Annotated in this window: 13 protein-coding genes and 1 CRISPR repeat array; of the genes, 4 read left to right on the top strand and 9 right to left on the bottom strand. The window is 52.6% G+C overall.

Annotated elements, in window-relative coordinates:
* The 8 genes from cas5b to ETC05_RS14625 all read right to left on the bottom strand — a co-directional run bounded on the left by cas5b (position 1) and on the right by ETC05_RS14625 (position 13,478).
* On the bottom strand, positions 1–744 hold the full coding sequence (cas5b, locus tag ETC05_RS14660) for a type I-B CRISPR-associated protein Cas5b (RefSeq protein WP_171661345.1): 744 nt from the start codon (positions 742–744) through the stop codon (positions 1–3).
* A 15-nt stretch (positions 745–759) separates the two neighbouring features.
* Positions 760–1,716, bottom strand: coding sequence for a type I-B CRISPR-associated protein Cas7/Csh2 (gene cas7b / locus ETC05_RS14655; RefSeq protein ID WP_171661344.1), 957 nt, complete (start codon positions 1,714–1,716; stop codon positions 760–762).
* A gap of 1 nt (position 1,717) precedes the next feature.
* The gene (locus tag ETC05_RS14650; RefSeq protein ID WP_171661343.1) at positions 1,718–3,433 is read right to left on the bottom strand and encodes a TIGR02556 family CRISPR-associated protein; all 1,716 of its coding nucleotides are present in this window, start codon (positions 3,431–3,433) and stop codon (positions 1,718–1,720) included.
* Between the two features lie 411 nt (positions 3,434–3,844).
* Positions 3,845–4,717 (bottom strand): Rpn family recombination-promoting nuclease/putative transposase, encoded by an 873-nt coding sequence (locus tag ETC05_RS14645; RefSeq protein ID WP_171661342.1) that lies wholly within the window; start codon positions 4,715–4,717, stop codon positions 3,845–3,847.
* A 136-nt stretch (positions 4,718–4,853) separates the two neighbouring features.
* A CRISPR array of direct repeats spans positions 4,854–5,146; the repeat unit is 30 nt; unit sequence GTTTCAATCCCTCATAGGTACGATAAAAAC.
* Between the two features lie 344 nt (positions 5,147–5,490).
* On the bottom strand, positions 5,491–6,711 hold the full coding sequence (locus ETC05_RS14640; RefSeq protein ID WP_171661341.1) for a TIGR02679 family protein: 1,221 nt from the start codon (positions 6,709–6,711) through the stop codon (positions 5,491–5,493).
* Positions 6,708–10,826 (bottom strand): TIGR02680 family protein, encoded by a 4,119-nt coding sequence (locus ETC05_RS14635; protein WP_171661340.1) that lies wholly within the window; start codon positions 10,824–10,826, stop codon positions 6,708–6,710. The genes ETC05_RS14640 and ETC05_RS14635 overlap by 4 nt, the downstream gene beginning before the upstream one ends.
* Positions 10,826–11,983 carry a TIGR02678 family protein gene (locus ETC05_RS14630; protein ID WP_171661339.1) on the bottom strand — a complete coding sequence of 386 codons (1,158 nt, stop codon included), beginning with the start codon at positions 11,981–11,983 and terminating at the stop codon, positions 10,826–10,828. Before ETC05_RS14630 ends, ETC05_RS14635 begins: the two co-directional genes overlap by 1 nt.
* Positions 11,967–13,478 carry a TIGR02677 family protein gene (locus tag ETC05_RS14625; RefSeq protein ID WP_031405904.1) on the bottom strand — a complete coding sequence of 504 codons (1,512 nt, stop codon included), beginning with the start codon at positions 13,476–13,478 and terminating at the stop codon, positions 11,967–11,969. The genes ETC05_RS14630 and ETC05_RS14625 overlap by 17 nt, the downstream gene beginning before the upstream one ends.
* Positions 13,479–13,624: 146 nt before the next feature.
* On the opposite strand from ETC05_RS14625, the gene ETC05_RS14620 reads away from it, so the two are divergent.
* The 4 genes from ETC05_RS14620 (at position 13,625) to ETC05_RS14605 (ending at position 17,889) form a co-directional block, all read left to right on the top strand.
* Positions 13,625–14,272, top strand: coding sequence for a hypothetical protein (locus ETC05_RS14620; RefSeq protein WP_171661338.1), 648 nt, complete (start codon positions 13,625–13,627; stop codon positions 14,270–14,272).
* Positions 14,273–14,726: 454 nt separating this feature from the next.
* On the top strand, positions 14,727–15,611 hold the full coding sequence (locus tag ETC05_RS14615; protein ID WP_031405908.1) for a glycine betaine ABC transporter substrate-binding protein: 885 nt from the start codon (positions 14,727–14,729) through the stop codon (positions 15,609–15,611).
* Between the two features lie 16 nt (positions 15,612–15,627).
* Entirely contained in the window at positions 15,628–16,755 is a 1,128-nt protein-coding gene (locus ETC05_RS14610) for an ABC transporter ATP-binding protein (RefSeq protein WP_171661337.1), read from the top strand.
* Positions 16,756–17,259: 504 nt separating this feature from the next.
* Complete coding sequence (locus ETC05_RS14605; RefSeq protein ID WP_031405912.1) at positions 17,260–17,889, top strand: ABC transporter permease; 630 nt, start codon at positions 17,260–17,262, stop codon at positions 17,887–17,889.
* A 224-nt stretch (positions 17,890–18,113) separates the two neighbouring features.
* On the opposite strand, the gene ETC05_RS14600 is transcribed toward ETC05_RS14605, so the two are convergent.
* A complete protein-coding gene (locus tag ETC05_RS14600) occupies positions 18,114–19,418 on the bottom strand; it encodes a homocysteine synthase (protein WP_171661336.1) in 1,305 nt (434 codons plus the stop codon).
* Positions 19,419–19,599: the final 181 nt, after the last annotated feature.

Genomic DNA, 19,599 nt, shown 5'->3' with positions numbered 1-19,599 from the left:
CTACTCTCCCTTTCCATTCGAATAGAAAAAGACAATCCGTTCTCCTTGCGCATTCTGCCAATAATAAGGGGCCGAAGCGAGGAGCGGACGCGCCCCCGCCTCGAAAATCACTTCTTCATACCGAGAAACTACCCGGGCCGGATCCATCTCCCAAGCCACTCGTTCCTTGCGATACTCTTTTCCCGGCTCTACTTTCAACGCTTGTATGTTTCTTCCTGGGATGACCGAACAAATAGGCACAGGCTCTTTGTCGATCGCTTCAACCCGATGAAAATCGTCTACAGCGACAAACTGTACATCCGCTAAACATTCACTCAATCCTAGACACGGCGTATAGACGCTTTTGTGCTGCCGAACGAAATCAACAAGCTGCGAAAATCGCTCGTGATCGTTCATATATACGTAGCAACGGAAACGAGGAAAACGCAAAAACTCTACACGAATTTGCGTTCGTGCTCCTTCCCGCCGCTGCTTCGGAACCCATATATTCCCTTTTGTGTTGACATAGTTGATGCCGACTCTTGTTTTTCGTACAGGTTCCATCAGGCGTACAGCCACATTCGTCGTCTCATGGTTAAACACCCGCAAATAGTCATTTTCCTCTTTTCCCACTCCAACGATGGCGCCAAGCAAACCAAAAAGAGCCGTTGGGGGAATAAACGAGTACGTCAGCGGCGAGGAAGTCGAATACATTTGGCGAAAATGGCCAAAATCGGCTCGAACATCAAATACAAGCACATTCATCGCACTCATTCCCTGTTACTGAATATCGACAGCGATTCCTTCTTTGCGCAAGCGCTCAGCCAGATTCTCGCTGCACGCAAGCCTTCCGTCTTGACGCAACTCGATGTTGGCGATGTGTTCTTTCTGTTGAACCAATACTTCAACCAATCGCGACACATCAAGCACATAATCGCTGACATCCCGAATTTCCTCTTCCGCTTTTTCGGTGTGAAGAGAAATATACTTATCCAGCTCTCCGATATGGAAGTACGGCTCTTGATAGACGACGCGAAGAAGCAACCGCGGAACATGTCCAACTTTCGAACGCGAAATTAAGTTTTTCGTACCTTCCCACATCGCTTCCATCAGCAGCTCCACATCTTCTTCCGTTAATCCTGTGAAGCGCGCCGCCGCCTCATTGATCATCCCGTAAAAAGCAATGAGGGAATAAGGCAACACATATTCCTCCCGGAACGTCTTTTGTGTCATTTGCCCACCTGAGGCAAACGCTCCGGTTCCTTTGATATACTCTATCTTCACCCGATGTAGCGATTGCCCCATTTTAAATTGGACCGGCCCTGTATGGGTAATTGAGCTTTTTTCCTTTTGATTTTTTTCAATCGGCAATGTCACGCCAAACAACCGCACATCAATGCATTGACGCAGCACTTCATCGTTGATGATTTTTTTCATTTCGCGTAAGGTCAGCTTCGATTTATCTAGTTTCTCGCCGTCTTTCACTAAAAAGTCTTCTGCCCGGGCCTTCGCATCTTGAATATACTCATCGTCTTGCGCAATTTCGCGGACAAAAATTTCTTGTTGACGATAGTCATATAAATAATCCCGAATCGTCCGTTTCAGCCGAACATCGGTGACAATATTCTTCCCCGTTTCCTCATCGATGCGCGGCTTGTTCCCGTCAACCGGATCGCCATTCGGGTTTGCCCATTGCACATCATACAAAAAGAGCAGCTCGGAACGGTGCTTGACCATATTATTTCTCCTCCTTGTTCGCTACGATTTCTTTGACCTTCCACGATAAGTTCATCCCGCAGGCGAAATAAAAATTCAATTCATCGACAGATAATTTCCATCTTGGGGAAGAGGATAGGAATAAATGGGAAATTTCTTCCGCCAACTGTCGATGGCTCGCATAGTAAGACTCGTATTCTTCGAGTTTTCCGATGACCTTCGGAAGCAGCCCTTTGATCGCCTTCTCGTCCATCTTCAACCCCATTAATTGCTTCACAAATGGCTTGCTTCCCCGTTTTTGTTGCTGGATGTCAAGCAACATTTGCGTCAATGCCCCCAACAGGAAAACAGCTTGTTTTTCCGGAGACTCCAGCTGTCCCCCGTACGCATCAAACAACTGCGCAAATTTCCCTTGCACCGCCTTCTCTCCTTTCCTGACCAGCACGCCCGCCTGTTCTAAAAAAAGCACAACCGCAAGCGCTTGACGTGTTTTGTTGACAAACGACCAATCGCCAGCTTCATAATCATAAAAATCAGCCCGAAGCTGCTCCATAAAAAAGGGAGCGAAAAACGAGATCGAAAGGGGCTTCTTTTGGAATACATACTCCACCACTTGCAAAAAGTACTTATCATAGACACCCGGCCGAAAAAAGGTGCGAAGAAAGCCAAAGTGAAAAGGATGGTCCCCTTCTCTATACAAAAGAAACTCCGTCGCTTTCTTCGCTTGAAACAATTCACTAATTCGCGACGGCAACACATCTTCAATCAATAACAAAATCCGCTCGGCACTTTGAATCTTCTGCAAGAACAACAGCTGAAGCGACAGGGAATTATCATAGTCTTGCATGAGCCCAAGCAAGTCTTCCTCCGTCGTCATAAAGGAATCTGCCTGCTCTTGATGAACGCGAATGTCTTTCTTTCCGTCTGTCAAATATTGAAGCAATTCATCCAATACATCCTTGCCAGCAGGGATAAGCAATGTCGGAATGACGAAATAAGAAAAGCCGTAAAAGCGATAGTGCAAATGGGACTCCACAAACTTTCTTCCTTCTTCAATATGAGCTTTGCAAGATAAACAGACAGGGTAATTTCGCCACGCTTTGGCCTCGTCAAACCCTCCTGTAATAAATCCGGGCTTGTCCAACGTGTAAAACCGAAACACGGATAATTTTCCGATGACCGTATCTTTGCGCTCCCCACAAATAGCGCATACTTGGTCCCGAGCCGACAACTCCATATCTTTCTCGTGAACTAGATGCAAAAAAGCATCGCGAAACGGCTCACAGTCATATAAATAGGAGCCGTTCATTTTTAGCGAAATAAGGGAACGATCGGCTGAGAGAGAGAGCTTTTCCCTCAACTCCTGCAAGATCGCTTCCTTTTTTTGCACAAGCAATTGCTCAATCGCCCGAAGAACGGGATGATCCATTTTGCGGGTAACCGTTCGAAACCAGCCAATGACTTTCTGTTCATATGTATTTTCAATCGTTGTAATTTTCGCCGTCGGCGAATAATTGGTTCCGCGAGACGAACCGGAACGAAACAAATATTTTTTGTAATCGCTTCCGCATTCCTCAATCTCGCAACCTTCCCAACCAACATTCCCTTCTTCGTCCGCACGCACTGCAACAAGCACACAAGCAGGATAGCCGGGGTTCTCCACCAACTGATCCACCACTGACCCCTCTCCTTGCTTTTCAAGCACTATCTTCCCAATTTGGGCGATCGCTTCGATCAATCTATCACCCCTCTGCATCATTCAAACTAATTCAATTATACCATATTTAAGAAAATTATTGTAAAAATTTATAATGTTTCATGTTTTTGTCATAAATTACGATCAAAATTACGAATAAAAACCTTGAAAGTAGGCAATATAGAGGAGAACACGTCAAACATCGATGATGCAGAAGCATCCGCATACCCCTTGCATGAAAATCCCCTTCACATAACACACTGATGAGGCAAAAGTCCATAGACAACCTTTTTCCCTCCCCAATAAAAATCACGACTCACTGGTGCGATTCCCACGGAACAAGCGGCTGAAATCGAACTTCATGAAAAAAAGGCGGTGGATGACCGCCTTCTTCTTTTCCTCTTACTCATTCAACAGGAAACACCAGGGTGAGATCGATCAACCCTTTTCCTCTTACTCGCTCAGCAAGCTTCGAACCTCTTCTTCAGAAAGATCCACCAACCGGGCAATCTCGGCGGCCGTCATCCCTTTTTGCGCCATCGTCTGAATAAGCCGCTTCATCCCTTGCTCAAGGCCGCGTTTTACCCCTTCTTCCAGCCCTTCTCTCTTCCCTTTTTGCTCGTAGGAGATGATCAGCTCCAGCACTTTCTCTCGTTCTTTCGTTTCCATCGCCTTCACCTCGCTTTGCAGCTGTTGTTCCTCTTCCTCCGTCAACTTCACGTACGTCTCAAAAAACCCAAGCAGCAGCCGCTGCCTCGCCTCATCGAGCTCCAACCGCACCAGCATGCGCAAAAACTCTTTTTTCAGCTCCACCTTCTCCCTTTCAGTATACCCCATTTGACTGAGCAGCGCAGCTGCAACCGGATTGTCCTGCCGGATGTACTCCCGCCACTGCTTCTTCCGCAGCGCCACCGGAAAAAAGCGAAACTGCAGCACTTCCCCAAACGGAAATTCCATCGAAAACACAGACGGCTCCTCGCGAAAGGAATCATAGTGGAAGACGGCGATCGGGACGATGCGGGTCCGGTAGGTTTCATACAAGCGGCTGAAATAGAGGAACATGCGCTCGGCAAACGATGGCTGGACATACCCTTGCGTTTCCACGTGCACGATGATCAGCCCGTCTTCGCCTTTCAGCTTCGTCTCGACCAGCAGATCGACGCGGTACTTTTCACCGGCCGTCACATCGGTAAACAGCTCTTCGGATAAAAAGGACAGATGGTGGAAATCGATGTGCTCGTGCATGTCGGGGAAAAAGAGGAGCAGAAACTCTTCGAAAAACGTGCGGATCAGCTCTTTGAACAGCCGATCATGGTCAATCGCCATTCAATCACCTCACCTTGACGGTCTCCCTTTTTCTATTCGCCGTCCTCAAGGCGGCATCCTGCTCACAGTGAGAAATTCGTCATAGGTACGATAAAAACCGAATACCCTGATTTGAAACGAAAAATTTTCCGCAAAAGTTTCAATCCCTCATAGGTACGATAAAAACCATGGTTGAATACACCAATAAAGCGGCGGAGACGAAGTTTCAATTCCTCATAGGTACGATAAAAACTGTTCGGGGGTAAGAAGCCCCGTATAAACAGGGAAGGTTTCAATCCCTCATAGGTACGATAAAAACGTTTTCCATCAAAAAGCCAGCACCGGTCTTCCCGACGTTTCAATCCCTCATAGGTACGATAAAAACAAAATCATGTCGCGCGTCTGATTCAGTTTAGTCGTGTTTCAATCCCTCATAGGTACGATAAAAACCCCAAAAAAGTGTTGTCATATCAACCTTTTCCCTTCAACGTCATCATCAGAATAACACGTTTCGAAGATTCTGTCAATCAAGTCTATCCTTGATGGCTGTAGGGATCAAGCGATCAAAACCACTGTCGTCGACCCCCTGGGGTTTTTGCGTGATTGGAGGTCGACGACAAATGAAGACTGCTTCCTGGCGTTTGACTTGCCTTGTTTGCCGATTGCTGTTTGCCTAAGCGAGGACAAACGCTCGTCGTGCGGTGAATAAGACCCGGGCACCGCCTGCTCATCCATCGCAGGCAAGACGAATACAAACATTGGAATCCCAACACTTGCATGAACAAGGGCGAGTGCTAACTTTTTATGTCTCGAAGCAGTCGGCCGATGATCGCCTCTTGGTATCCCGCTTTTTCCGTTTTCGCCATCGCTTCTTTCACTGACTGCAGCGGCACTGACGCTACGGAGGCGAGTTTGGCGAGCCGCTCCGCAGGCAAGTGAACCGATGGGTTGGCGGCGAAGTAGTCATCGACGCTGTAGCGCCAGAGAACAGCCACCGAGCCGTATCGCTCGAGAAAACGGTCGGCCATTTTCAAACCTTCCGGGTCAAAGTCGCCGGAGTAATGCAGCTTGGCGCCTGAAGCCGCGAGCAAATCAAGGAGCCGCATCGTCGCTAAATTCATTTGCCCGTTCGTGCAGACAAGCGGGGCGCGGGTGTCAAGCAAGGTCGAGAAAACGCCCGCGTTTTCGACGACGTATACGATGCCGCCGTTGGCTGGATAGACGCGAATGAGCGACAACACGTCCCTTAGCGGTGCATTCAATGCGCTGTTGGCTTCGACGGCAGCGGTGAAGACCGGGTGAGGGCCTTTCTTCGTTTCGGCCAACAAGTTGGCGCAGGTGGCAAAGTTCAAAATATCCTCGCGGAGCAGGCCGACGGACTGCAGCAATTCATTGACGCTCTCTATAGAGGTCACATCCCACTCGCCTGGCACGGTTGCTTGCAAGGCCGACAGCAACACCTTGCCGGGGAGCGTTGACAGGTCAAAAGCGTGTGGATCACCGGCGATGTGCTGGGCAAACAATGGAAGCCGCTCATACGAGCCGAGCGGCAAGCGGTGAAGGGCGGCGCCGACAAGACGGATCGCCGCCGCCAACTCTTCGCGGTTTGCCTCATACGCTGCTTGGATGAACCGTTGGCCACAAATGTCTTCAAGCCAAGGGTGCTCGTGGGCGAGGTGCCCGAAAAACCGCTCCCGCTCCTTTTCGGCCGCCTGGCGCTGTTCTTTTTTCGGCACGAGCGGCTCACCGAAATAGTGCTCGAGCAGCTCGATGAGGCCAACGCCGGCAAACCGTGTTCGTTCGAGCTGCCGTTCAAAGGCGGGCAGGGAAACGCGGGAAACGTCTCGGCCGAAAAAGGCAGCGATGGCTTCGCGCTCGTTCTCGCTGAACGATGCCAAGGAGACGACGCCACCAACACGACCGAGCGACTCGTATTTCCTCTTCATCTCGACAAACAAACGGTGAAAGCCCGGCTCGGAACGGAAAAAGGCGGCGGCCTCTTCGGCCCGGTTCATGTCTCGATCAACTCCCATTCTTCCTCATTCGCTACTAACTGTTTGATGCGCCCGTTCCAATAATACTGGATGACGGTGACAAACGGCGCATTGCGCGGACGGACGAGCTCGCAAATCGACAGGGCCGGCACGGTGTCGTAGTCACCCCAAAGCGCCTGCGAGTTCATGATGTAGTTAAAGCCGAGCTGTTCAACAAGGCCGAACATCATGCGGATGTTGTTTTCATCGACGCCGGCGAACGCTTCATCAAGCGAGATGATGTACGGCGCATCATCGCCTGCTTCCTGATAGCGTGAATACGCCGCCGCAAACAGCGGAATGTACATCGCCAACGCTTTTTCCCCGCCGCTGAACCGATAAAAGCGTTGGTTTGTCAGTTCGCGCTTCGGTTCGTGTTCTTTTTCATAGTAGAGGGTAAACGAAAACCATTTCCGATAGTCGAGCACTTCTTTTATAATTTGATGAAGCGTATTGCCTTGGCCGCGTTCCTCAAGCAGTTCGCGGGCGCGGGCGATTTTCGAGCGGAAATGGTTCGTCACCCGCTGCAAATCTTCCTCCTTGAGCAGCCGTGAATCCATCCGCAGCAACCCCACCAGCTCTTTCGTATCGAGCTCGTCTTCCGTCTCCGCCGTTTTCGGCTTCCATTGAATGGATAGAACGAGGCTTGATGACGTATCGATTTCGCTCATCCGCTTGTTCATGTCGTTCACCCATCGCTCCGCGCGTTGGATGCGGCTGCGCAAAATGCGGCCGACCGACTTTAAAATGACTTCTTCGTACAGTTCCCGGTCTTGTTCTTTCATATACTCGTGCTGCAGCACGATTTCCCGCTCGACTTCCGCCAAGACGACAGATGGCGTGGCACGCTGCCCTTTGTAGTCAAGGAAAATGACGTTTCGCTCTTGTTTTTCCCTCCAATCAGCTGCTTTCATCGCCATTTCGTCATCCGGCGCCGCGGTGCTCCATTCTTTCTCCTCGAACGGCAGCGATTCGAACGTCGCCCGGTATTCGGTCAAATTGGATGACTCTTGGAAAAAGATTGTGTTCAGCCGAGCCAGCAGCGAAGAGCGGCTGTCTTTCAACGTCCCCCCATACCGCTGTTTCGCTTCGCTCGCCTGCTCGCGAAGCGGGCGTGAACGGTCCAGCTCCACCAACTTGAGCGCCGCTTCACGGGCAAAGGCCTGCTCCCATGCGGCGGCCAGCTCGCGAGCGAACGTTGCCCGTTTCTCTCCTTGTTCCCGTTCTTCGGCGAGACGGGCGAGGCGCTGTTCGGTCCGCGCCCGCTCGTTGACTAGACGCGGAACTGCCTCGCGCAGAGTGCTGAGCCGCTCCCGCACGCGGGCGATTTCCGCGCGAATGTCATCCGCCCCCATTTGTTGGAGCGTTCGTTCGATCTCGGCCATGCGGAGCGCCAGACGTTCGTCTTCATCGAGCAGGCGGTTCCGCTCCCCTTTGGCCTCATCGATGTCGTCGCGGAGCGCCTGCAGCTGCTCGCGCTGCTGGGCGATCATCACCGCGACATAGAGCGCTTCTCGAACATGCACTTCAAGTTCATGCAAAAAGCGGAGATACGATTTCATCGCCAAGCGGGCTCGATCGCATCCTTCCACGGAAAACGCCACGTCAAGCCCTGCCGATTGCTCACGCAACGTTTGCTTGAGGTGCTGCCACTCGCGGGCGAGACGGGATACTTTTTCTTGTTGCCGCTGCCAGTCGCGCTCTTTGCTTTCTGCGCGGCGGCGCGCTTCCTCCCGTTCCTCAAACGCCGCGCGCACATCGCGGTCCGATGGAAACGCGGCAAACCACTCCGCCAATGCGGCTATATGAGCTTCCACCGCTTTGTGTTCCGCCTGCAGGCGGTCAACCGCTTGCCGCAAGGAAGCGATCTCTTCTTCCAATGAAGCGATCTTCTCCATCCGCCACCGCCGCCTTGCCGTGCGGCCGATGAACATGGCGCGCTCGCGGGCGGGCGCATGACCGCGCACGAGACCAAGCGCATAGCGTCCGGCTTCATTAAGCGTCATGCCACCGTCTTGCGCCTCATCGGCAATGACGATACTGCGAAGCACGGCATCAATCCGCTCCGCAGCGACAGGGACACCTGCATCTGGCTGGAGATAATCGGCCAACGTATGCGCCATATGCACCGGGTTCGGGACGAGCACCCGGTCATACGTCACCGCCACATCGCGGTCAATGATCAGCGCGTCGAGCAGTCCGGCATGGGCGAGCGCCGATTCGATCCGCTCGCGGACAGGCTCCGGCACATGGTCGAAAAATTCGACCGCCGCATACAGCGGGACGGAAACAACTCCTTGCCGCTCCAATTCTGCGCGCATGGCGTCCGTCTGTGGATCGCGTTCCGGTTCTGGGTCTTGTTCCGTCTGCCAATGGCGAAGCTCCTGCTCGCGCTCGGCGAGCTGGTCGCCAAGCAAGCGCATTTCGTGTTCAAGCCGCCATTTTTCATCGTTTTTCTTCCCGACGGCATCGTAATACGCCGCCGCGAACGGCTGCTTGAGGTCATCGATGGAATATTGATCATACAAGCCGTCCGTCTGTCGCAAAAACGTCTGAATGCGCGCTTCGTCCACTGTGACGCCGCCGCGCTCCAACCAAACGAGCACCGCTTGTTCCCACCGTTCTTTTTCTTGGTCAAGCAGCTCGTCCCATTTGCGGTATTGATGCCGCCATTCGTCAACTTCCCGCTGCAGTTCGCCCGCTTCTTTGCTTGCTTCTTCATAGCGCGCTTGCAGTCCCTCATGACGCCGCCAAAGGTCGGCGAGCGCTTCGAGCCGTTCCGCATGGCGGTCCGCTTCCTGCTTCCAAACTGTAAACGGAAACTCGCGCTGTTGACGATGATGACGGAGAAAATCGTCTTCATTCACTTTATGGCCGGCAAACGCCCCTTCGTCCGCGTCGGCGCGCAACTGCGCCAACGTCTCTTCCACCTTCCGTTCCAGCTCATCGAGGCGCGCTTCCGCCTCATCAATTTGATGGCGGCGCTGCCGTTCAAGTCGCTCCTTCTCTTCGATCACCCGCTCTTGTCGCTCCCGCCGCCTCGCTAGGTCGCGCTGCTGTTCCTTTAACTTTTCGTACGTTTCGGCTTGTTGAAAGACTTCATGGCCCGCAAGCTCCACTTCCCGTGCACGCAACACGTCTTCTTCCCGGCTGAGGCGGGTGATCTCCTCATCCAGCTCATCAAGCCGCTGCCGCGCTTTGTTCTCCTCTTCTGACCTTGTTCGCTGCTCAGCGGCGAGCTGTTCGGCTCGTTGGACCGCTTTCTCGTATTCCACGGCTTTTTCGGCAATCATATATTCATTGTAATGACGGTAGTGGTCGCAAAGCCGCTTGAGCGCCCGCGCATCGCGCTCGAGCTGCTCCAGCTGCTGCTTTGCTTGGTCCATATTTTCAATCGTCTCGGACAAATGGCGCAATTCCTCATCGGTTAACGGTGGCAATGCGCTTTCCAAAATTTCGTAAATCACCGTCGGCTTGAAATCTTTCGATAACTTCGGGCTCCGCAATTGAATCAACAGCTCGATCAACTCTTGAAACGCCTCGAGCGATTCGAAGCGGAACACATGCTTATTGACCAGCTCCATATATTCTTTTTGCGTCTCGACCACCGTTCCCCCAGCGCCGAGCGCATCGGCGAGCTCGCGCTTTGTCAAAGGAATTTTCTCGCCTGTTTTTTCTTTTTTGTACAAGTAAACATCATGGCCGATGCGGCGGTTGTCCAAAATGACAAAGCCCCAAAAGTCAAGATTTTTTTGCCGTTTCGCTCGCAAACCGATGCCGGTCGTAAGATATTGATCGGTTTCGGTCCGCTTATATTCGAGAAACAAATAACCGGTCCGCTCATCGCGGTTGACGACATCTTTTTCCCCGAGCAAGTAATCTTCCATTCGCCGCGCCCGCGAACCGAACGGATCGAGCCGGTCGGGCGTCTTTTTCCCGTCAAGCAGCACCGGGATCAAGCTTTGCATCGTCACCGATTTGCCCGCTCCATTGCTTCCGCGCAAAAACAACTTTCCGTCGGCAAAATGAAAATATTGTTCATCATAATACCAGAAATTGATCAATCCCGCGCGATGCAACATCCATCGATCCGCCATCATAGTTCCCTCTCTTTCGCTTGAAAATCGTCCGGGTATCGCCCACACAGCCGCCCAAGGAGCGGGTAGAGGACGACCATGCCCGTCTCGGGATCCGTGTCTGCCATTCGCCATGCTTTCAACTCCGCCAACACCTCGCGAGCTAACTCCGCAAGCGATGCTTCGCGATGCGTCTTCCCCCATCCAGCTTCGTAACGACGCTTCGTATCGGCGAGCCATTCAGAAAACTGCGCCGGCGTCAGCCAAAGGCGCCCGTACTCGTCCGGCGGAAAGGATGCCAACCGCTCGCGGACAACGGCAGCAAAATGAAGGATGATGTCAGACGTTCCTTTTAGATCAGGAAAGAGCGTATAAGGCGCCTGCCGTTCCGGAATCGTCAACATGGCGACGTTTTTGTACAGCTCATAACGAAACGGCGTATGGGACTCAATATCCTCACGCAGCCGATGCCGGAAGTTGCGCAAGTAATAAAAATCTTGCTCGTCGCCTTCTGTTCGGTGCACAGCCGGTGATAAAAACAGCTTCCGGTACAGACGATGGCGCCGGTAATCTTGCGGCGCTGCTTTCCATTCTTCCGCCAACAGTTCGTCAATCGACGTATATTGCAGCAAGTCTTTCGGATATGTGCGCATAAAATAGCGCGCCAACACCGGCACTTCATAAAGCGCTTCTTCGTCCGCATGTTGCGCGAACGCTTCAATCTCTCCATCCATCCGGCGGATCAGCCCGATTTGTTCCGCTGCTTTCAGCACGCGAATGAGCGCGCGCCGATGCGAATAGTTCGTCCAATCGACCGGCACATCGCCCGGATACATGGAGCGGATTTCCTCGCATACATCGGAAAGCAAAAATTTTTCTTCAACCGCCTTGCTTTCAACATACGCCATCAAGCAGCAAAACAGCGCGTAATCGAGCGGCTCTTGAAACGACGGAATCCCCATCCACGGCTCCGGCTCAGCCGGAATTTTTTCGAGCTTCGCGAAATGCCGGTGCACGATCAATCGGTAGCCAAACTTCTCCTCGACGTATCTTTTGAGCACGTGTTCGCGTTCGCGGACAAGCTGATACCGTTCCGGGTCGGCGTCGCGGACGATCCAAAATTGTTCAAACAGCGCCGCCAACGCTTCTTTTGCTTTGTCATCAAACGACGCCTCCATCTTCGCTCCCTCCTTTCGCCATCACTTCGATTTCGTAGTTGGGCATCACAAGCGTTCCGTCTTCAGCATGAAGGCAAATCGTGTCGTCCCGACGAACAATGCGGATGTCCCAGCCGTTCTCTGTTTTCACAGTTGGCTGTTCTTTCCCCATGGCTTTGGCGATCCAGGCGAGCAATGTCTTCCGTACGTACGGGGTCACTTCGCCGAGTTCGGCCAGCACAATTTTTCCGTCTTTCACCAGCTGTTTCAGTTCGGCTTCCTCGCGTGCTTTCTCCTCCAAATAGCGGCGGCGCGCTTCTTCTTTTTCCCGTTTTTTCTCCTCGATCGCCTGCGGTTTCTTCTTTTCTCCATAATGGCGCACGCGCGGCTTCGTCACCCATTCCATCGGCGCCTCTTCCCAAACATCGCGATACATATCATCTGTCGCCTCATTGTCTGCGATCAGATGTTTCGTATGGAAGCAGCCGAACACGACCGCTGACAAACAGTGCGCCTCTTCGATCGAAGACAGTTGCGAAAACCAGCGTGCCAAGTGCAAATAATCGCCTTTGCGGCTGCGAAAGTGGTGATGCCGCTCACCAAGCCGCTGCACGATGCGCGTCAAGCGACGAATCGCTTCATTCGTCTGATGCTGCAAAAACGCCAGCTCGCTTTCGTGGCCGTCCCGACCTAAAAACCATTCGCGCAAACTGCGCCACGTCTCGCGCTTTTCTTCGATGCATTCGGCGCGCGACGGGGCGCTCTCGGCAAAGCGTGGAATCGACCGCTCATAATCGACTACGTGCTCAATGAACCGGTCCACCCCTTCGTCTGGAAGGTCTTCCAACAGCCTCTCAATTTGCATCGACGTCTTCTGTAAGGCGACGATAAAATCACGCAAATAAGCGGTAAATTGTTCCTTGTAAACGAGAAACGATTCCGCCGTCATCCGTTCTTCCAAATTTTCGCTATGCAAATAGGCGATATAATCAGCCGAATGGTGAATGATTTTTTTGAAATAATCAAACGTCTCCTCCCACACTTGGTGTATTTCGTCCGGTTTTTCTTGGAAATTAGCAGATATGATCGTTTCCATGCGAGAAAGGGAGGCGTACAGACGGTCAAACCGTGTTTTCTCGAGCGAACCGCCAAACGAGTCGCCCAACTGTTCGAGCGTGCGAATCATTCGCTCTATTTCCACTGTGTACGGGCTGCATTGATAACGAAACCGCTTTTTCTTAAATTCCTCGATCGTCCGTACATGGGAAGTCTCTTGGCGGGCGATCAAATTGTTCCATTTGACAAGCTGATCGAGGTCTTGCTGCAAATCATCCTCAGTATAATCGGCAAATTCGGCATGCTGTTTCAAAAACGCATACACTTCTTCAGGGAACAAATATTGCCGCATCCGTTCGTGCTGAATGTAGAAATACCGCAAAATCGCGCGGTAACGGTGCGCATTTTCCGCCGACAAATACTTTGTTTCGACAATCGGCTTCAACCAAGAAGCATCCATCCTCGTCCACCTTTTCCTCTCTTTTTCCTAATTATTATTGTAACGATTGCATTCTTCCTTTGGCTAGTGAAAGCTATTTTTCCGAATTTTTCTCGCCATCCATGCCCCTTTTTTGTAAAATAGAGACGAAAAGGAGGTGAATCGACATGGAAGCGCTATTGCGGGAAATTTTGCACGAGGTGAAAGCAACGCGCGCGGCAGTCGAGTCGCTCGAACGGCGAGTCGGCGCTTTAGAGGGACAAGTCGCTCAGCTCAATGAACGAACAAGCGCGCTCGAGACGCAAGTCGCCCAACTCAATGAACGAACGAGCGCCCTCGAGACGCAAGTCGCCCAGCTCAATGAGCGAACAAGCGCGCTCGAGACACAAGTCGCTCAGTTGAATGAACGAACGAACGCTCTTGAGCAGCAATTCGCCCAGTTGAATGAACGGACGAGCGCTCTTGAACAGCAATTCGCCCAATTGAATGAGCGGACGAGCGCTCTTGAGCAGCAATTCGCCCAATTGAATGAGCGGACGACCACGCTGGAACAGCGCATCGATTTGCTTTACGAGCGCACGACGGAAACGAAGGCGATTGCCGAAGCGCTTCGCCATGGGCAGGAAGTGCTGACCGCGAAATACGAGGCGATGGCGAACGACCTCCACCAAATGAAAGGCGACCTCACTCACGTCACATCGATCCTCGAAGACAAGGTGTTGCCGGCTCTCGCCGAACATGAAGCGGGACTGCATGTCCTCAACGCCCGCGTCTTCAAAACCGAAAGCATTCTTCACCGCCTCGTTCATGCGTAAGATGATTCCTCAACAGATCATGAACCCACTCGTTTCGATGGATCCGGCTGCTTACCGCAGCTGGTTTTTTATTCCATTTGACTCGAACATCTCGAATTCGGAGGATTCGGGAGGATTGGGGCGCATTCCCGAGCATTTGTAAGCATCGCGGCGGAGAGAACGGTTCTCAAGGTGAGAAGCAGCCAAACGCGGATAGATCGGCTGATACCAAATTTGCCAATCGGACCCAATTTGCGTTACCCTATTTTTGTGACGTTTTCCCTCCGTGTCGTTTTGTTGCTTTTTCCCCTTACGTTAGAAGGCTGGTGATGCAAAGGGAGAACTGCTGTCCAACATTTTTCCAAATAAGGAAAACCTTTCTAAACCATCATCCGGGTGTTTAACAGGTCGGATGGATCTTTTTACCGGCATTTTCGGACCCAAAAAAGGAGGAATCGTTTTGCGTAAATGGTTCATGTCATTGCTTGCTGTCGGGCTTGTGTTCGGACTGGCCGCCTGCAGCGGGAAACGTGATGCGAAAGGGCACATTGTGATTAGCGGAAAGAAATTTACCGAGCAGGTGATTTTGACGCACTTATTGGCTGAGTATGTGAAGGCCAACACCGATTTGGACGTGGAAGTGAAGGACAGTCTAGGCGGCGCCTTTATGCTCCAGCAAGCCATTGAAAATGGAGACGTCGACATGTACGTCGAGTACACGGGAACAGGGTATTTGAACATTTTAAAACAGCCGTACGATCCCGCAAAAACGCCCGAACAAATCTATAATGAAACGAAGAAATTATATAAGGAAAAGTACAACATCGCTTGGCTCAAACCACTCGGATTTAACAATACGTACGCATTGGCGATGCGGAGAGACCTTGCCGAAAAGCTCGGGGTCAAAACGTACTCCGATTTAGCGAACCACTCGTCTTCCCTCACCTTTGGGTCAGACGCCGAGTTTTTTGAGCGAAGCGACGGCTATGACGGGCTTGTCGATACGTACGGATTCCAATTCAAAAAAACGGTCAACATCGATCCGGACTTGCAATACGAAGCGGCGAAAAACGGAGAGATTGACGTCATCACAGCCTACACGACGGATGCCCGCATCAAAAAATACGACCTCGTCGTGCTCAAGGATGACCAACATTACTTCCCGCCATACCACGCCGTGCCGATCATCCGCCAAGACGTGTTGGACGCCAACCCAGGACTCGAGGAAGCGTTGAACAAACTGGCCAACATTGTAACGGACGAAAAAATGATGGAACTGAACGGCGAAGTGAATTTGGAAGGAAAACGGCCGCGCGAAGTGGCGATAGACTTTTTGAAATCGGAAGGACTGATCGACTAGAAAGTGAGGAATGTGGATGATTCGATTTGAAAACGTCACAAAACAGTATGAGGATGGATTTGTCGCCTTAAAAAATATCAATCTTGAAATCCGCAAAGGCGAGCTTGTCGCCCTCATCGGACCGAGCGGCTGCGGAAAAACGACGACGATGCGAATGATCAACCGGTTGATCGAGCCGACGTCGGGAACCGTGTATATCGATGGGCAAGACATTTCTACGCTTGACCCGGTCGAACTGCGCCGCAACATCGGCTACGTCATCCAGCAAATCGGGCTGTTTCCACATATGACGATCGCGGAAAACATCGCGCTCGTGCCGAAGCTGAAAAAATGGGAAAAAAGCGCCTATGAAAAGCGGGTCGATGAGTTGCTTGACCTCGTCGGCTTGGATCCAGCGACGTTCAAGCACCGCTACCCGTCAGAGCTCAGCGGCGGCCAACAGCAGCGCGTCGGCGTCGTCCGCGCGTTGGCCGCGGAACCGAATATTATTTTGATGGATGAGCCGTTCAGCGCCCTCGACCCGATCAGCCGCGAACAGCTGCAAGATGACATCGTCCGCTTGCAAGAAGAAATTCGCAAAACGATCGTCTTTGTCACCCACGATATGGACGAGGCGATTAAAATCGCTGATCGCATTGCGCTGATGAAAGACGGGGAAGTCGTCCAGTTTGCGACGCCGGACCAAATGCTTCGGCGGCCGGCGAACTCCTTCGTCCGCGAGTTTATTGGTGAAGACCGTCTGCTGACCCGCCAGACGGCCGTGCCGACAGCGGAAGATTTAATGTCCGACGCCGTCGCCACGATCGCACCGCGGCGCGGCTTGGCCGAAGCGTTCCGGCTGATGAAGGCGCGAAAAGTCGACAGTTTGGTCGTCGTCGATAAAAAGCAATCGTTTCTTGGCATCGTGACGCTCAAACAAATCGAGCAACGATACAATGAGGAACATTTGCTTGTCGCCGACATCGCCGATTACGATGTGACGACATTACAGAAAGAAGCGGATGTGACAGACGTCGCCGCCTTGTTCCAAGACCCGGATGTACGCATCATTCCGGTGCTCGATGACGATCGCCTTGTCGGCGGCATTACGCGCTCCAGCATGATGCGCGCGCTCGCTGAGTGGACGTTCCAGCAGCACGCATAAAGACATCAACCATGGGCAGAGGGGGAGGTTTCCAGTTCCCCCACAGGCCCAGTGATTTACGGGAGCATGCCGCTTCACAATATCATTTCTCAAATAAAAAACCTTGCAGCATCGGTCCTGCTTTTCACATGTTCACTCATCAACCAGGGGAACCAGCTGTTTTTCACCAACCTTCTAGTCTTGTGGACGGATGGAAGACGGCCGCACATCAAAAGCGAATCTGGCGTGATTGGCTCGATAGCCGCTCGCCCAAAAACAGGCGATGGGAAACACTTCTCCCGTTGGCAGCTGACCGGCGTGGCCGCAACTTCCCCTTCAGAATACGACGGGGAAACAATCCTCCATTGGCGGCTGAATTCCGCCGATGACAAGGAGGCGGTTGGCCCACCGCCTCTTTTTCACCAAAGAGGGAAGAGCATGATAGCAGCGGCTCATCCGTCACCGTTTTTCCAACAAGGAAGACGACGATGCGCGTCCACTGCTTTTTCACCAAGGAGGGATACAATGGAATTATTGCAAACGTTTATTGAGCGACGAGAAGAGATTTGGATCGCTTTTCAAGAGCACGTACTGTTATCCGCTATTGCCATGGGCATTGCCATCGCGGTGGCCGTGCCGCTCGGCGTCGTGTTGACGCGGTATCGCAAACTCGCTGAGCCGATCATCGGCATCGCCGCCATCATCCAAACGATTCCGAGCTTGGCGCTGCTTGGATTTATGCTGCCGATTTTCGGCATCGGCAAACTGCCGGCGATCATCGCCTTGACGCTTTATGCCTTGCTTCCGATTTTGCGCAACACGTACACCGGCATTCTTGGCGTCGACCCGGCGCTCGTTGATGCCGGACGAGGGATGGGGATGACATCGCGGCAAATTTTATGGATGGTCGAGCTTCCCCTCTCGCTTCCCGTCATTATGGCCGGCGTGCGCACCGCGACGGTGCTGACGATCGGGGTCGCCGCTTTGGCGACGTTTATCGGCGCCGGGGGGCTTGGCGACTTGATCGACCGCGGCTTGCGCATCGCCGACAAAAACTTGATTTTCGCCGGCGCCATCCCAGCCGCCATTTTGGCGATTGCCTTCGACTGGCTGCTGCGAAAAATAGAAAAGAAAGTGACACCCAAAGGGCTGTGATCAGCCCTTTGGCACCGACCCAACGTGATCGGAACACCGCGCCCCCTGCCCTTCCACCTCGGAACGGCCGGAACAGGATGGCGTCAATACTAATGAGTCTCTCCCTCAGATCATGCGAATAGGGAACGCATATTCGAATAAAGAGCCATCGTCAAGCGTTTTTCGTATAGAACTCCCCGCACTTTGAAAGCCACCCGCTCGCTGGGTGGCTTCTTCCTTCCTAACTATTTCACCCCCACCGTCTGGCTCTGGCGAATGGCTTGACGCAAGTCGTCCAAAATGTCGTCGATCGCTTCGGTGCCGACGGACAGGCGGACAAGACCCGGGGTGACGCCGGCAGACAGCTGTTCGTCCGGGCTCAGCTGCTCGTGCGTCGTGCTGGCCGGGTGGATGATGAGCGATTTCGAATCGCCGATGTTGGCCAAGTGCGAGAACAGCTTGACCGAGTCGATCAATGTTTTCCCGGCTTCGACGCCGCCTTTGATTTCAAATGTGACGATCGCTCCTTGCCCGTTTGGCAAATACTTTTTCGCCAGCTCATGCGACGGATGGCTTGGAAGCCCTGGATAGCTGACCGATTCGACAGCCTCTTCCGCTTCCAAAAACTTCGCAACGGCGAGGGCGTTTTCGCTATGGCGCTGCATCCGCAAGTGAAGCGTCTCCAACCCTTGCAACAGCAAAAACGCATTAAACGGCGACAGCGCCGCCCCTAAGTCGCGCAACAGCTGGATGCGCGCTTTCGTGATGTACGCCGCTTCGCCGACGGCGTCGACATACACCAGCCCGTGGTAGCTTGGGTCGGGGTCGGTGAACTCTGGAAACTTACCGCTTCCTTTCCAGTCAAACTTGCCGCTGTCCACAATCACGCCGCCGATCGAATTGCCGTGGCCGCCGATAAACTTCGTCGCCGAATGGACGACGATATCGGCGCCGAATTCAATCGGCCGCAGCAAGTACGGGCTGGCGACCGTGTTGTCGACAATGAGCGGAATGGCGTGGCGATGGGCGATGTCGGCGACCGCTTCGATGTCGAGCACATCGTTTTTCGGGTTGCCGATCGTTTCGGCAAACACTGCTTTCGTTTTGTCAGTAATGGCTTTTTCGAAGTTTTCCGGATCGGACGGATCGACAAACTTCACCGTAATGCCAAACTTGCGCAGCGTATGGGCGAACAAGTTGTACGTGCCGCCGTAAATGGACGAAGATGACACGATTTCATCGCCCGCTGAGGCGATGTTGATGATCGAATAAAACACCGCCGCCTGCCCCGATGAGAGCGCGAGCGCCCCGACGCCGCCTTCTAGCGCTGCGATCCGCTTTTCCAGCACATCGTTCGTCGGGTTCATAATGCGCGTATAAATAAACCCTTCCTCTTTCAGCCCAAACAAGTTGGCCGCGTGCTCACTGTCGCGGAAGACATACGAACTCGTCTGGTAAATCGGCACGGCCCGCGCGCCCGTTTCTCCATCCGGTTTTTGCCCGGCGTGGATGGCGAGCGTCTCCGGGCGGAATGTGCGTTCATTGCTCATCGTTTTCCTCCCCCTCGGTTTGGTTTCTTCCTCTCCCGCTCCTCTTGGTGTTGATATCCAACTAATTCAGTTGGTTTTATATAAAAATCTACCATTCCCATCGGGGGATGTCAATCGTGTTTTTTTAAAAGTCTAAAAAATCAATGAACGAAACAAGCCTGCGAATCGCAGGCTTGTCCGA

It is taken from the genome of Geobacillus sp. BMUD, from assembly GCF_013096845.1.
Classification (GTDB): domain Bacteria; phylum Bacillota; class Bacilli; order Bacillales; family Anoxybacillaceae; genus Geobacillus; species Geobacillus vulcani.
The sequence above is the reverse complement of the archived record's forward strand: the minus strand, read 5'-3'. Positions and strand labels throughout refer to the sequence as shown.

Bases quoted from the DNA above. Each gene is read 5' to 3' on its own strand.
- cas5b (WP_171661345.1), bottom strand. From the start codon at position 744: ATGAATGTGCTTGTATTTGATGTTCGAGCCGATTTTGGCCATTTTCGC.
- cas7b (WP_171661344.1), bottom strand. From the start codon at position 1,716: ATGGTCAAGCACCGTTCCGAGCTGCTCTTTTTGTATGATGTGCAATGG.
- ETC05_RS14645 (WP_171661342.1), bottom strand. From the start codon at position 4,717: ATGGCGATTGACCATGATCGGCTGTTCAAAGAGCTGATCCGCACGTTT.
- ETC05_RS14640 (WP_171661341.1), bottom strand. From the start codon at position 6,711: ATGAACCGGGCCGAAGAGGCCGCCGCCTTTTTCCGTTCCGAGCCGGGC.
- ETC05_RS14635 (WP_171661340.1), bottom strand. From the start codon at position 10,826: ATGGCGGATCGATGGATGTTGCATCGCGCGGGATTGATCAATTTCTGG.
- ETC05_RS14630 (WP_171661339.1), bottom strand. From the start codon at position 11,983: ATGGAGGCGTCGTTTGATGACAAAGCAAAAGAAGCGTTGGCGGCGCTG.
- ETC05_RS14625 (WP_031405904.1), bottom strand. From the start codon at position 13,478: ATGGATGCTTCTTGGTTGAAGCCGATTGTCGAAACAAAGTATTTGTCG.
- ETC05_RS14620 (WP_171661338.1), top strand. From the start codon at position 13,625: ATGGAAGCGCTATTGCGGGAAATTTTGCACGAGGTGAAAGCAACGCGC.
- ETC05_RS14615 (WP_031405908.1), top strand. From the start codon at position 14,727: ATGTCATTGCTTGCTGTCGGGCTTGTGTTCGGACTGGCCGCCTGCAGC.
- ETC05_RS14610 (WP_171661337.1), top strand. From the start codon at position 15,628: ATGATTCGATTTGAAAACGTCACAAAACAGTATGAGGATGGATTTGTC.
- ETC05_RS14605 (WP_031405912.1), top strand. From the start codon at position 17,260: ATGGAATTATTGCAAACGTTTATTGAGCGACGAGAAGAGATTTGGATC.
- ETC05_RS14600 (WP_171661336.1), bottom strand. From the start codon at position 19,418: ATGAGCAATGAACGCACATTCCGCCCGGAGACGCTCGCCATCCACGCC.